At 62.3% G+C, this 12,887-nt stretch carries 12 protein-coding genes and 1 tRNA gene; 5 read left to right on the forward strand and 8 right to left on the reverse strand.

Going from position 1 to position 12,887, the window contains the following annotated elements:
* Nucleotides 1-40: 40 nt before the first annotated feature.
* From EJ079_RS24085 to EJ079_RS24115, 7 genes are all read right to left on the reverse strand, one after another.
* A complete protein-coding gene (locus EJ079_RS24085) occupies nt 41-859 on the reverse strand; it encodes an MBL fold metallo-hydrolase (protein WP_127328993.1) in 819 nt (272 codons plus the stop codon).
* Between the two features lie 3 nt (nt 860-862).
* Nucleotides 863-1,657, reverse strand: a complete 795-nt coding sequence (locus EJ079_RS24090) for a TatD family hydrolase (protein ID WP_127397803.1) — start codon at nt 1,655-1,657, stop codon at nt 863-865.
* Nucleotides 1,657-3,207: a methionine--tRNA ligase gene (gene metG, locus EJ079_RS24095; protein ID WP_127397802.1), complete on the reverse strand. Its 1,551-nt coding sequence runs from the start codon at nt 3,205-3,207 to the stop codon at nt 1,657-1,659. The genes EJ079_RS24090 and metG overlap by 1 nt, the downstream gene beginning before the upstream one ends.
* Nucleotides 3,208-3,348: 141 nt before the next feature.
* Nucleotides 3,349-4,404, reverse strand: a complete 1,056-nt coding sequence (locus EJ079_RS24100) for a DNA polymerase III subunit delta' (RefSeq protein ID WP_127810364.1) — start codon at nt 4,402-4,404, stop codon at nt 3,349-3,351.
* A complete protein-coding gene (tmk, locus tag EJ079_RS24105) occupies nt 4,401-5,075 on the reverse strand; it encodes a dTMP kinase (RefSeq protein ID WP_164873845.1) in 675 nt (224 codons plus the stop codon). The genes EJ079_RS24100 and tmk overlap by 4 nt, the downstream gene beginning before the upstream one ends.
* A 139-nt stretch (nt 5,076-5,214) precedes the next feature.
* Nucleotides 5,215-6,378: a D-alanyl-D-alanine carboxypeptidase family protein gene (locus EJ079_RS24110; protein ID WP_174800326.1), complete on the reverse strand. Its 1,164-nt coding sequence runs from the start codon at nt 6,376-6,378 to the stop codon at nt 5,215-5,217.
* 103 nt (nt 6,379-6,481) lie between these two features.
* Nucleotides 6,482-7,714 carry a septal ring lytic transglycosylase RlpA family protein gene (locus EJ079_RS24115; RefSeq protein WP_127810367.1) on the reverse strand — a complete coding sequence of 411 codons (1,233 nt, stop codon included), beginning with the start codon at nt 7,712-7,714 and terminating at the stop codon, nt 6,482-6,484.
* Nucleotides 7,715-8,090: 376 nt separating this feature from the next.
* Here EJ079_RS24115 and EJ079_RS24120 point away from each other — a divergent pair, with 376 nt between their 5' ends.
* Both EJ079_RS24120 and EJ079_RS24125 read left to right on the forward strand, forming a co-directional pair.
* Nucleotides 8,091-8,426 (forward strand): hypothetical protein, encoded by a 336-nt coding sequence (locus EJ079_RS24120; RefSeq protein WP_127409082.1) that lies wholly within the window; start codon nt 8,091-8,093, stop codon nt 8,424-8,426.
* Nucleotides 8,427-8,891: 465 nt separating this feature from the next.
* A tRNA-Ser gene (locus EJ079_RS24125) sits at nt 8,892-8,981 on the forward strand.
* A 417-nt stretch (nt 8,982-9,398) separates the two neighbouring features.
* On the opposite strand, the gene EJ079_RS24130 is transcribed toward EJ079_RS24125, so the two are convergent.
* Nucleotides 9,399-10,052: a hydrolase gene (locus EJ079_RS24130; protein ID WP_127395985.1), complete on the reverse strand. Its 654-nt coding sequence runs from the start codon at nt 10,050-10,052 to the stop codon at nt 9,399-9,401.
* Nucleotides 10,053-10,202: 150 nt separating this feature from the next.
* Between EJ079_RS24130 and EJ079_RS24135 the strand changes: the two genes are divergently transcribed.
* The 3 genes from EJ079_RS24135 to EJ079_RS24145 all read left to right on the forward strand — a co-directional run bounded on the left by EJ079_RS24135 (nt 10,203) and on the right by EJ079_RS24145 (nt 12,871).
* Entirely contained in the window at nt 10,203-11,096 is an 894-nt protein-coding gene (locus tag EJ079_RS24135) for a LysR family transcriptional regulator (RefSeq protein ID WP_127810368.1), read from the forward strand.
* Nucleotides 11,097-11,277: 181 nt separating this feature from the next.
* Complete coding sequence (locus tag EJ079_RS24140) at nt 11,278-12,075, forward strand: sterol desaturase family protein (RefSeq protein ID WP_127380380.1); 798 nt, start codon at nt 11,278-11,280, stop codon at nt 12,073-12,075.
* 97 nt (nt 12,076-12,172) lie between these two features.
* Nucleotides 12,173-12,871: a DUF2161 domain-containing phosphodiesterase gene (locus EJ079_RS24145; protein ID WP_127810369.1), complete on the forward strand. Its 699-nt coding sequence runs from the start codon at nt 12,173-12,175 to the stop codon at nt 12,869-12,871.
* Nucleotides 12,872-12,887: the final 16 nt, after the last annotated feature.

Genomic DNA, 12,887 nt, shown 5'->3' on the forward strand with positions numbered 1-12,887 from the left:
GTACGCGAGCCCTGGAGCCGGTCATGAAGTTCTGTTTCTTTCACGCTGATTCGTAAGGGATTTCAATCATCATCCCATCATAGGCTGGTTCGACATTGGCTGGTGTCTCGGCCACCACCGTTGCGTAGTCGAGCGGCACGTGCATATGCGTCAGCACCGCATGTATCGGCGCCAGCCGCTCGATCCAATCAAGCGCTTCGCCAAGGGACAAATGACTAGGATGCGTCCGGTATTGCAGCGCGTCGATGATCAGCACGTCGAGGGCGCGCAGCCGTTCGGCGGTGGGCTCCGGAAAGTCGCTGATGTCGGGGCAATAGGCGAGGCCGCCGATGCGGAAACCGAGCGATACGATGTCGCCGTGGATCTGCGGCAGCGGCTCGAGGGTGAGGGTACCCCCCTCTCCTTCGATGACCACCGGCTTGGTGTGGTCGATGAGATGCGGCCTGACAATCGGCGGATAGGAACTGCCTTGCGGCGTCTCGAAACAGTATCCGAACGCTTCCCGCAAGCGAAGCATCGTCGCCCTGTCGGCATGGACGTCGATGAGCTGGCGCTGATCGAGAACGAAACCGCGCAGATCGTCGATGCCATGGATATGGTCGGCATGCGGGTGGGTATAGACGACCGAATCGATACGTTTAACGCCGGCCAGCAGCATCTGCTGCCGAAAATCCGGCCCCGTGTCGATGACCACAGTCGTGCGGCCGCCATTCGACGCGATCCGCTCGACGAGTGCGGCGGCACGCGTGCGCCGGTTCTTCGGGTTGTCGGGGTCGCAATTGCCCCAGTCGCCGGTGATGCGCGGCGTACCTGGCGACGAGCCGCAGCCGAGAATGGTGAGGCGCAGCCGGTCGGTCATCGTTCAGGCGCTTTGCTCTACAGGCCGCGACATCTTGCCGAACAGCCGGAAGAAATTATCCGTCGTCAGATCGGCGATTTCAGCTTCGCTGACGCCGATGGTTTCGGCCAGCACCTTGGCGGTATGGGCGACATAGGCCGGCTCGTTGCGTTTGCCGCGAAACGGCACGGGCGCCAGGTAGGGCGCGTCGGTTTCGACCAGCAGCCGGTCATGCGGCACATCGGCGGCAATGGCGCGCAACTCAGCCGAATTCTTGAAGGTGAGGATACCCGAGAACGACACGTAGCCGCCGAGAGCGACGCCAATTTCGGCAAGCCGACGCCCGGAAGAAAAGCAGTGCAGGATGAAGGGGAAGGTGCCCTTCCCCGTTTCGGCCTCAAGAATATCAGCCATATCTGCATCGGCATCGCGCGAATGGATGACCAGCGGCAGCCCCGTTTCGCGTGCGGCGGCGATGTGATTGCGAAAGCCTTGCGCCTGTGCATCGCGTGGCGCTTTGTCATAAAAATAGTCGAGACCGGCCTCGCCGATCGCCACCACTTTCGGGTGGGCGGCCAGCCGCACGAGATCGGCAGATGTTACGTCGAGCTCTTCCGCGGCATTGTGCGGATGGGTGCCGACCGAACAGTATACTTCGTCAAAAGTCTCTGCGATTTCATGGATTTGCTGAAATCTCTTCACGCGAGTTGAGATCGTCACCATGCGGCCTATACCGGCCGCCTTGGCGCGAGCGACAATGGAAGCCCGCTCCTCGGCGAAATCTGGAAAATCCAGATGGCAGTGGCTGTCGACGAGCATCAGACGTTCGCGTCCGGCTGTTCGACGTAACGTGGAAAAACCCCTTCCGGCACGGGTAACGCGGTGCCCGGCACCAGCGCATGGTCCGCGTGGACATGCACGAAGTCGCGGCTGTCCGCCGGCACCGCCAGCAGATCGAGCAGTTTCGCGGCTGATCCCGGAGTAAAGGGCTGACACAGCACCGCCACGCGGCGCACGACCTCGGCGGTCGTCCACAGCACGGTTTCCATGCGCTCCGGATTGGTCTTCTTCAACGCCCATGGCGCCTCTCCGGCAAAGTAGCGATCGGCTTCCGCCACCACGCCGAAGATCGACGCCAGCGCCAGATGGATGCCCTGCTCGGCCATCGCCTTGCGCGCGGTGTCGAGAGCGGCGACGGCCTGGTCCAGGATCGCGCTGTCGGCATCCGTCAGGTCGCTGCGCTGTGGCACCACGCCGCCGCAGTTCTTGGCGATCATCGACAGCGAGCGCTGCGCCAGGTTGCCGAGACCATTGGCAAGGTCGGCATTGGTGCGGTTGACGATCGCGTCATGGCTGTAGCTGCCGTCGTTGCCGAAGGGCACCTCGCGCAGGAAGAAGTAGCGCACCTGGTCGAGACCGTAGTGCTCGACCATCGCGAATGGATCCACGACGTTGCCAACCGATTTCGACATCTTCTCGCCGCGGTTGAACAGGAAGCCATGCGCGAAAACGCGCTTTGGCAACTCGATGCCCGCCGACATCAGAAAGGCCGGCCAATAGACCGCGTGGAAGCGGACAATGTCCTTGCCGATGATGTGCGTAGCCGGCCAATAGCGCCATTGCTCGGCCTTTGTGTCGGGATAGCCGGCGGCGGTGATGTAGTTGGTCAAGGCATCGACCCAGACATACATCACATGCTTGTCGTCGCCCGGCACCGGCACGCCCCATTTGAAGGTCGTGCGCGAGATCGACAGATCCTTCAGCCCGGACTTGACGAAGCTGAGCACCTCGTTGCGGCGCTCGGTCGGACCGACAAAGTCGGGCTGGCTCTCATAAAGCGCCAGCAATTTGTCCTGATAGGCGGAAAGCCTGAAGAAGTAGCTTTCTTCCTCGTTCCATTCGACGGGCGATCCAAGCGGTTCGCGACGCACGCCGTCGTCGCCGACGATCGTCTCACCTTCGTCGAAATAGGCTTCCTGGCGAACCGAGTACCAGCCGCTATAGCGGTCGAGATAGATGTCGCCATTGGCGGCCATCGCCTTCCAGATTGCCTGGCAGGATTCGTAGTGGCGCGGTTCCGTCGTGCGGATGTAGTCGTCGTTCGAGCCACCCATCGCCTCGGTCATGGCGCGGAAAATCGCCGAATTGCGGTCGGCCAGCGCCAGCGGCGTTATGCCCTCCTTCTCGGCCGTTTGCTGCATCTTCAGACCGTGTTCGTCGGTACCGGTCAGGAAGAATACGTCCTTGCCATCCAGGCGCTGGAAGCGCGCCAGGGCATCGGTTGCAATGACCGTATAGGCGTGGCCGATATGCGGCTTGCCGTTCGGATAAAAGATCGGGGTGGTGATGTAGAATTTGTCGCGTGACATGAATGAACCGTCATGAATGTCTGAATGGAAAGGCGTGGCGGTGGATATCGTATCGAGGCAGCATTTGCCATCCCGATGCCAATGCATGCCGCCCAAAAGTGGCCCCGGTTTTGGGGACAACGGCATGCATCGGGAAAACCGTCACATTCGCATTGCAGAATTCAGGCGGTCGATCATGATCAGGGCGTGCTGCTTCTTGTCGAGATTGTAGGTATCGGTCTCAGATATAGCGTCCAGCGCCTCATGCCAAGTGTCCGACAATTTTTTGGCCCGTGCGAGATCGCCCGCCAGTGCTGCCTGACTTGCCGCGTCCGACAACAGGTCCAGCGCCCGGCGGTTGAAGATATCGAACTGGATCGCCTGATCGCGGCCGGCCACGGCTTCGGCGAGGCGAAACGCGCCGCCGACATCGCTCTTTCTGCCGGTGACCAGAGCGTCGAGCGTGGAGGCGATCTCCAGCCCGCCATACTGCGTCAACAGGATCGCGTTGCGGGCGCTGCCCCCTGCCCGCCCGACCAGTGCCGCGCGAGCCGCCGGATCGCCAGGCGGCGCCGGCTCGGTCGTTTCCAGCACCGTCATCAGGTCGTCGGCGTCGAGCGGGTTCAATCGCACCACCTGACAGCGCGACCGGATTGTCGGCAGCAGGCTGCCCGGCGCGTGGACAATCAGGATGAACAGCGTCCGTGCCGGCGGCTCTTCAAGATTTTTCAGCAACGCATTGGCCGCATTGGTGTTCATGTCGTCGGCGGGGTCGACGATGACGACCCGATAGCTGCCGTCGTGCGAGGTCAGCGACAGGAAGCGGCTGACCTTGCGTATCTCATCCACGGTGACGACTGTCTTGAAACTCTTGGTCTTGTCGTTCAGCGGCCGGGTCAGATGCAGCACGGAAGGATGCGCCCCGGTGGCGATCTGGCGAAACAGCGACGAAGCCGGATCGGGAGCGGCAAGGCTTTCCGGCGCCTGCGCAAAATCGGGGTGCTTCAACAGATGATGCGCAAGATGGAAGGCCAGTGTCGCCTTGCCGATGCCGATCGGTCCGGAGAAGATCAGCGCATGAGGCAGCTTGCCCGCCCGATAGGCAGCGGTGAGCACGCCCGCAGCTTGGCTGTGCCCAACCAGAAGGGGCGTTTCGGCGGGCTCCGGCACGCCGTCCAGCGTGTCGTGCTGCTCGGGTGCGATGCGCTCGAAGATCATGCCGGCGTTGCCTGCCTGTCGCGTGCCGGCGTTCTCGCCGCCAGTGCCGCGAACACCGCCGCGGTGACGACGTTCTCGACCGCGTCGGGCTCGGCGGCTGCGTCGACGACGATGCAGCGCTCCGGCTCGGCCTTGGCGATCGCCAGAAACGCCTCGCGGCGGGCCTGATGGATCGCCAGCGTCTCCTTTTCGAAGCGGTCGGCGACTGCCTCGGTGCCGCGCCGCAGCGTTGCGCGCCTCAGGCCTTCCGCCGGATCGATGTCGAAGATCAGCGTCATGTCCGGCATCATGCCGTTGATGGCGACCTGCTCCAGCGCATCCATGAACGCCGGATCGATGCCGCCGGTGACGCCCTGGTAGACGCGCGAGGAATCGAGGAAGCGGTCGCAAAGCACGATGTAGCCACGCTCGACCGCCGGCCGGATGAGCTGCTCGACATGATCGGACCGCGCGGCGGCGAAAAGCAGCGCTTCCATCTTCGGTCCGAACGGTTCGGCCGCGCCCGAAAGCAGCACATGCCTGACGGCTTCGGCGCCCGGCGAGCCGCCAGGTTCGCGGGTAAGCAGCACATCGTATTTCTTGGCGCGCATCTTCCTGGCCAGCCGCTCGATCTGCGTCGACTTGCCTGCCCCCTCGCCGCCTTCGAAGGTGATGAAAAAACCGCGTGCCAACCGAGAGGCCTTCTTGTCCATGGCTGAATGGGATTGTAGCGCTTTAGATAGTCCGCGTTCGGCCAAACGTCCATGCCGTCATTTTTTGCTTTCATGCATGTCGTTCGCCAAAACCATGGCCAGATTTGAGCGACGTACCTTAGCGCAGCCAGCCGACCGCCAGTTCCTTGACTGCATCGAGAGCGCGCTGCGGCAGCGTGCCGACGCCGATCGATTCGGCTGCGAAAAGCGGCGTCTCCTGGCTCAGCGTATCGCCGATCCAGACGCGCAGCGCACCCACCGGCTGCCCCTCCTCCACCGGTGCTGCAATCGGGCCGTCATAGACGATCCTGGCCGTCAGCTTGTCGCGGTTGGTGATCGGCAGGAAGATGTCGATCGGACCCTTGGCCTTCAGCATCACCCCGGGCTTGGCGCCGCCAAAAACCTGGGCTTCTCCAACCACCTCGTCCCTGGCGAAGATTTCGGTCTTCTCGAACGAGCGGACACCCCAGTCGAGCAGCTTTCGCGCCTCTTCGGCACGCTCCTTGTCCGAGGCCAACCCGCTCATCGCCGCGATCACCCGTGTGCCGTTGTGACTGACTGTACCGACGATGCCGAAGCCGGCTGCCTCGCTCGCACCGACCGCCAGGCCGTCGGCGCCGATGTCCATCGCCAGCAGCGGATTGCGGTTCCTCTGCGAAATCTTGTTCCAGGTAAAATCCTTCTGGCCGTAATAGCGGTAGAAATCCGGATAATCGCGCCACAGGTGCAGGGCGAGCTGCGCCAGCTCGCGCACGGTCGTCTGTTGGCCATCTGCCGGCAGGCCGGTCGAATTGACGAAAGTCGACGTCTTGAGGCCGATCTGGCGGGCCCGTTCGGTCATCTGCGCGGCAAAATTGTCCTCGGATCCCGACATGCCTTCGGCGATGATGATGCAGCCGTCATTGGCCGCCTGCACGGTCACGCCCTGAATCAGGTCTTCGAGCCGGATCGACGACTTGAGCTTGGCGAACATCGTGGATGTTCCGGAAGGCGCGCCGCCCTTGCGCCAGGCGTTTTCGCTGACAACGAACGTATCGTCGAGCTTCAGGCGACCAGACTTGATGGCGTTGAAAACCACTTCCATGGTCATCAGCTTGGCCATCGAGGCCGGCGGTATCGGCTTGTCGGCATCCTTGGAAAACAGCACCGTCCCGGTCTCGGCGTCGATCATGAAGGCCTGTGCGGCCTTGGTCTCGAACAGCTGTGCACCGGCCGGAGCCTGGAAAAACAGCAGCAGGCCAAAAACCAGAAGCCCGGCGAGCGGGAGCAAGCGAAATTGCATGATGTTCGACCCGTTGGCCGGCACCGCCGGCAAGCCCGCAAAAAGTATCGGGCTTTTTGCACGGCGGATCAACCGCGTAGCGGAAATCCAGCCTGGCTTGTGCTCAGTTGCGCACAGCCAGCGCATCGGGAGCGCCATGCGACCAGGCAGCCTGCAACATCTCGTCCAGATTGCGGTGGCCATCGGGATAGAGATTGACCGAATACCAATCCTCGCCGTCGAGTTCCGAACGCTGGATCTCGATCTTGCCGAAGGCGGCAAGCTGAGCGGCAATACGCTTGGCTTCTCCGGCGTCCTCGAACGAACCGGCAGCGACATAGTCGGTGGACGGACCGGCCGGTGGCGGCTGCCGCTTCCACGATTGAAGCACGTCGGCCGGCGACATGCCGTCGCCACCCAGCGCAGCGAAGGCACTTGAGGCGCGTTCGACCCGTTCGGCGGCGTAGGACAGCGAGGCCACGGCAAACGGCGATTGCGGCGGCAGATTGATCTGCGGGCGTTCCGGCACGATGGGCCCGAAATCGGGAAGCGCCAGATCGCCATACGCCGACGGCTGCGCCGACATGGCCGGCTGGACAGAACCGGAATCGGTCAACTGGCCCGGAAACGGCACGGCCGCGCTGCCCGCAGGCAGGCTGGGCGACGGCCCGTTCATGGCGACCATGACGCCGGTCGGCAGTCCGTCCGACGGGTCGGGCACTCTGTTGCCGGGATGGTAGGAAGCCATCAGATATTGGTCGTCATCGCCGTCAAGCGGCGCGCGGCCGACATATTCGACCTTCACCTGAGCGGTGCCGGTGTTGGCATAGTCAAGCATCTGGGCAGCGCGCTCCGACACATCGATGATGCGGCCTTCGTGATATGGGCCGCGATCGTTGACGCGAACGATGACCGAACTGCCGGTCTTGAGGTTGGTGACGCGGGCATAGCTTGGCAGCGGCATGGTCGGGTGCGCTGCGGTCAGGTGGGTCATGTCGTAGACTTCGCCATTGGCGGTAAGCCGGCCATGGAAGGCGTCGCCATACCAGGAGGCCAGGCCGACCTTGGCGTAGCGCTTGTCTTCCTTCGGGTAATACCACTTGCCGCGGACCTGATAAGGTTTGCCGAGCTGATCCCTGCCGCCGCCACGTTGGATGCGCCCATTCTGGGAGATCACGCGCGGGCTTGCCTTCACGCCATATTCGGATTCGGCGAAATATTCCTTGGAGCGGGTCTTCTTGTAGACCATCGCTTTCGGCTCGGGCTGCGACGCACAAGCCGCCAGCAAGGCGGCCGACATGGCGAACAACGCGACTGCAGCAGCGCGACGAAGACGCGGTTGCGTCACAGCCTGCATTTTCCTGATGTCCCCTTCAGTCTTGCCTAGACGTCGTATCCAACCGTCGAAGAAGCCGAAACACTCACCCGACCAATACCAGCGACGCCTTCGAACCCCGATCCTTTGTGCGCAGGAATTGCTTATCACGGTATTAACCGATTGTGGCCGCAACCGGGCAAGATTGTGGCGTCTCCACCGCGAGAGCCCTCTGAAAAGTAACGATTTTCGCGCTTCCCGCGAGAGATGTGATGCCCTCTGCCACAGAGAGCCTGGCTTCGCTCCTGCCGGCGATACCTGCCCGTTGACAGGCTTTGTCGGGCAGCGGACCGACAGTCCGGAACAAAGAAATGCGCCGCTAGTTTCATCCGCAGGGCACTCGAACAGAAGGATGAGCATGATGAAAATGGCTTCATTGACAATCGCGATCGCAATGTCACTTTCTGCCGGGTCTGCGATCGCCGCATGCCCGGACAAGTCGGCTTCCAATGCCGGGACGGATGCCGAGCAGACCGCCGGCATTTCGAAAGATGGAACTCACGCGCCCTTAGAGGCCCCGAAAGCCACGGACAGCGCGGGCAAGCCAGCCGCCAAGGATGGCGCCACAATGCCATTGGCGGGCGCTGAAGGCGGCGGCGACAAGAATCTCGCAACCTCGCAGCAGGACATTGAGGCGCAGCAGCATGGTGATAAGGCCGCGGCGGCAAAGGCCGATGAAAGCTGCAAAGACTGAGGACCGCTCAGGCCGGAGCCAAATTGCAGCTTCGGCCTTCTTCACCAGCAGCTGTTCCCTTGGCGAACTAAACTTTTGGGGAAATACCGCAGCCGTCCCAAGAGGTTGGCCCTGTGAGGATTAACCCGCTCGCCCGGCTGCTTGGTGGTTCCGGTCGATAGCCGGATCGCGCCCTTGCCTGGGCCCCTGCATGCAAGCACTGCAGCGCCTCACATCTCGGGCAACGCGCGCGGCGGGCTTCTTCTTCATGCACCATTGGACCGCGCTAGTCCCGGCGCTCGATCCCGACACGCTCAGAGTCTGCCCAGGACAGCACGAAGCGACGCAGCGGTGGTTGACGCAGCCCACAATGCCGCTCTACAGGAATGAAGCGCGAACCAGCCGGGAACGCCTTCGGTGCCAATCCGGTGCCAACAGGCCAAACGAGTTGGCCCCGCGCTGCCCAAGTGGTTGATAAACCACGTTGGAGGAATGGCCGAGCGGTTTAAGGCACCGGTCTTGAAAACCGGCGTGGGTGCAAGCTCACCGTGGGTTCGAATCCCACTTCCTCCGCCAGACGTCGAATTATCCAGCCCGGAGACATGGGTAGCAGTTTGTACCTAAGACGCGATGACAACCTCGTGCTTGGTTGCAAGGTCCTCTGTTCCAAGTCGATATATCCGAACTGCGAGTCATCGTCTCGATCAGAGCGCCCGGTGCGTCAGGCTCACTTTGAAGTTCGGATGGATGACTGTCATTTCCTCTCGGGAGCGCTCCGCCGAACATCTCCATGGTCCTTTCAATGAGGCGATAGATAGTCAGGCTGCGCCGGCTGCAAGTCGCGGTCAATGGCTGGAGGAAGTGATCGTTGATGACACCGGCCGCCCCTGCATTCAGGCATGGGCGGCCGTCTTGTGGGGCGGGATGACGCGGCTCGATAAGCAGCCAGCCTGTTGGCGCTGGATCGCTCCAGCTTTCGTCACCTCCCCCAGTTCAGCCCGCGGTGCTTGGCACAGGCGTGTTGAGCAGCTGCTGTTCCCAGAGGTACGCGATGCCGCTGCCAGCGACGTGCTGCTTGAGCACTTCCGTCAGCTCCCCGACGTGCTCAGTCCGCGCCCAGTCGCGCTGCCATTCCGAGGCCAGCGCCAGCCAGGTCATCATGTTCGCACCGGCCGCGATCATGCGCTGGATGGCGACCTCGTGCGCTTCGACCGACGTGCCGCCCGAGGCGTCGGCGATGACCGTGACGTCCCAGCCTTCGCCCAACGCCTGGATAACCGGCATGGCGACGCAGATCTCGGTCCACAGGCCAGCGATGATGAGCTGCTTGCGGCCGGTCGCCTTGACCGCGTCCACGACCTTCCTGTCTTCCCAGGTATTGATGAACGTCCGGTCGATGACCTCCTGGCCGGGAAATACGTCGGTGATGTGGGGGAAGATCAGGCCGCCCCGATCGGCAACGACGCTCGTCAGGATGGTGGGAACGCCGAAGGCCTTCGCGGCCTTTGCCAAGGCCGTTGAGTTGTTGACCACTGCATGCGGATCGTGGCTGTTCAGGTTCGAGAGCTGGTAGGGCTGGTGGTCGATAAGAACGAGTACCGAATCTTCGGGACGAAGAAGCGAAGCAAGGCCGTTACGAGGGGTCATCAAGACTTCCTTTCTCTGCCGTCTGGACGGCATGGTTTTCGGGAGACATGCGCCAGCGGGCGACGTTGCCGAAACGCAATTTGCTGTTCCTTTTGGTGATGCGATAGTGCCATACTCAGGCAAGCTGTGTCGCGAAACGAGGAACGCCGATTGGACATCGAAGATCTGCAGACATTCGTCGTAGTGGCCGATGCCGGGGGCGTATCGGCCGCCGCCCGCCGACTCGGCGTCTCCAAGTCGATCGTCAGTCGGCGGCTCTTTCGGGTTGAGGCGGAGCTTGGCGTCCAGCTTCTTGCACGAACGACCCGCGGCGCCGCGCTCACGGAGGCGGGAATTACTTTCAGAGATCATGCGGCCCGAGCCAGCGCCGAGATTGATACGGCCAGGGAAGCGATCTTCCCCACCGGCGAGCTACGCGGCCGCCTGAGGGTTGCCATGCCGCTTACTTTCGGCGCGACCCATTTTGCCCCCGTGCTCGCGGAAATGGCGCGTCTGCACCCGAATCTTCACATCCATACTTCATACAGCGATCGCTTCGTCGATCTCATCGCAGAGGGTTTCGATTGCGCGATCCGGGGCGCCTACCTTCAGGACTCCAACCTGATCGCGAAGCGCGTCGGGCCTATCCATGGAAAGCTTGTCGCGAGCCCGGACTACATCAAAGCGCACGCATCACCCGAGACTCCGGACGAACTCGTCACCCATCAGGCCCTCATGCAGGGAACGGAAGCCTGGCAGTTCATGGATGGCGGCAAGATTGTTACGGTCCAGCCGCAGGGAAGATTCAAGGCCGACAGCGCCACGGCGCTTGCCGCGGCGGCGGCGGCGGGTCTCGGCATCGCCTGGCTCCCCGATTGCATTACACATGAACATGTGGCCTCCGGCGCGCTGGTCCCGATCATGACACGCTATCCGATACCTCCGGGAGCTGCGTATGTCGTACGCCCGCCGGGGCAGCATCCTACGCGGAAAGTGCGCGTGCTCACCGAGATGCTGATTGAGTATTTCAAACGCAACCCGGATCTTTGGGGTCTTGACGGCTAGGACACGAACGGTTCGAAGCCGTGTCAAACAACCGCGTTCGACGGTCCCATTGCTCCGAGCCGTTGCGTTCGGCGACATTGCTTGCACGTTCCGTGCGTTAGCGCCCTTACAGAGCCTTTAGCCTTTGGAAAGGGAGATGTGGTTCCTCTCGGAGGCGCAGACGACGCGCAGAGGCGAATCGATGGATATCTTTGGCATCAAGGCACTGTTGATCTGCGCGCTGATCTTCATTCCGTTCGAACATCTGTTTGCCGAGCGGCCGCAGAAGATCTTCCGCAAGGGGTTTGCTGTCGATCTGATTTATCTGCTGTTCAACGGCTTCATCATAAAGCTGGCCATCGTCATGATGGCGGCAGGCGCGCTCGGTGCCGCTGCGCTCCTTGTCCCGCCGGCGATAACGCAGGCCGTCAGCGGCCAGCCCGTCTGGCTGCAGGTTGCCGAAATCATCGTGATTACCGATATCGGCGTCTACTGGACACATCGGGCCTTCCACAAAATCCCCGCGCTTTGGAAGTTCCATGCCGTTCACCACGGCATTGAGGAACTCGACTGGCTCGGGGCCTTCCACAATCACCCCGTCGACGCCATCGTCACAAAGGCGATATCGCTGACGCCGATCTTTTTCCTCGGCTTCTCGGAAGCCTCGATCGCTGTCTTTTCGACCATCTACCTTGGACACACGCTGCTTGTGCATTCAAACGTGCGGATTCCGTTCGGCCCTTTGAAGTGGCTGATCGCCAGCCCGCAGTTCCATCGCTGGCACCATGCCAACCAGCGCGAAGCCTATGACAAGAACTTCGCCGGGCAGTTGCCTTTCCTCGACATGCTGTTCGGCACCTACAATCCCACCGGCGACAAGGTGCCGGAAAAGTACGGCGTCGACGATCCGATCCCTTCCACCTATTTCGGTCAGATCGGCTATCCCCTCCTGCGCCGCAGGAAGCTGCCGAACCGGGCAGTGCCGAACACCGAAGCCTGACAGCCCGACGGTGCGGTATCCACCCGATCCGCTTTCGGGCCGTGGAACGCCGAACCCCGGGAAGGCTTTTCGCTTCGAATCGGCTAAACCTTGAGGCATGAACGAAACCTCACTCTATGCGCCGGTGAAGCGGTTCCTCGAAAGCCTCGACTTCGTCGTCAAAGGCGAGATCGGCGGCTGCGATGTCGTTGCGTTGCGCGAGGGGGAGCCGCCGGTTGTCGTCATCTGCGAGTTGAAGCTGCAGTTCAATCTCGAACTGGTGCTGCAAGGTGTCGATCGCGCGGCGGCCTGCGACGAGGTGTGGCTGGCCGCGCGCATGTCGGCCCGCGGCAAGGGCCGCGAAAGCGATGCCAGGTTCCGCAATCTCTGCCGCCGTCTTGGCTTCGGCCTGCTCGGTGTGACCGCGACGGACCGGGTCGAGGTGCTTCTCAGCCCGATCGCGCCGGCGCCGCGCAAGAATGCCCGCCGGCGCTCTCGTCTGGTCGACGAGCACCAGCGCCGTCGCGGCGATCCGGTTGCCGGAGGAGGATCGCGCAATCCGATCATGACGGCCTATCGCCAAAGCGCCCTCGCCTGCGCTGCCGCCATGGTGGACGGACCCAGGCGGCCGCGAGATCTGAAGGCGGTGACGCCGATCGCGCCGAAAATCCTGCAGCACAATGTCTATGGCTGGTTCGCGCGCGTCGACCGCGGCCTTTACGATCTCACCGATGCCGGCCGTGCGTCTTTGGTCCGTTGGCCGCAGGCATCGCACGACGAATCCCGACACGCAATTTTGAACGCACCGGCCATATGATTGAAGATTCCCGCGG

It is taken from the genome of Mesorhizobium sp. M7A.F.Ce.TU.012.03.2.1, assembly GCF_004006095.1.
Taxonomy (GTDB): domain Bacteria; phylum Pseudomonadota; class Alphaproteobacteria; order Rhizobiales; family Rhizobiaceae; genus Mesorhizobium.

Bases quoted from the DNA above. Each gene is read 5' to 3' on its own strand.
- EJ079_RS24085 (WP_127328993.1), bottom strand. From the start codon at position 859: ATGACCGACCGGCTGCGCCTCACCATTCTCGGCTGCGGCTCGTCGCCA.
- EJ079_RS24090 (WP_127397803.1), bottom strand. From the start codon at position 1,657: ATGCTCGTCGACAGCCACTGCCATCTGGATTTTCCAGATTTCGCCGAG.
- metG (WP_127397802.1), bottom strand. From the start codon at position 3,207: ATGTCACGCGACAAATTCTACATCACCACCCCGATCTTTTATCCGAAC.
- EJ079_RS24100 (WP_127810364.1), bottom strand. From the start codon at position 4,404: ATGATCTTCGAGCGCATCGCACCCGAGCAGCACGACACGCTGGACGGC.
- EJ079_RS24110 (WP_174800326.1), bottom strand. From the start codon at position 6,378: ATGCAATTTCGCTTGCTCCCGCTCGCCGGGCTTCTGGTTTTTGGCCTG.
- EJ079_RS24115 (WP_127810367.1), bottom strand. From the start codon at position 7,714: ATGCAGGCTGTGACGCAACCGCGTCTTCGTCGCGCTGCTGCAGTCGCG.
- EJ079_RS24120 (WP_127409082.1), top strand. From the start codon at position 8,091: ATGATGAAAATGGCTTCATTGACAATCGCGATCGCAATGTCACTTTCT.
- EJ079_RS24130 (WP_127395985.1), bottom strand. From the start codon at position 10,052: ATGACCCCTCGTAACGGCCTTGCTTCGCTTCTTCGTCCCGAAGATTCG.
- EJ079_RS24140 (WP_127380380.1), top strand. From the start codon at position 11,278: ATGGATATCTTTGGCATCAAGGCACTGTTGATCTGCGCGCTGATCTTC.
- EJ079_RS24145 (WP_127810369.1), top strand. From the start codon at position 12,173: ATGAACGAAACCTCACTCTATGCGCCGGTGAAGCGGTTCCTCGAAAGC.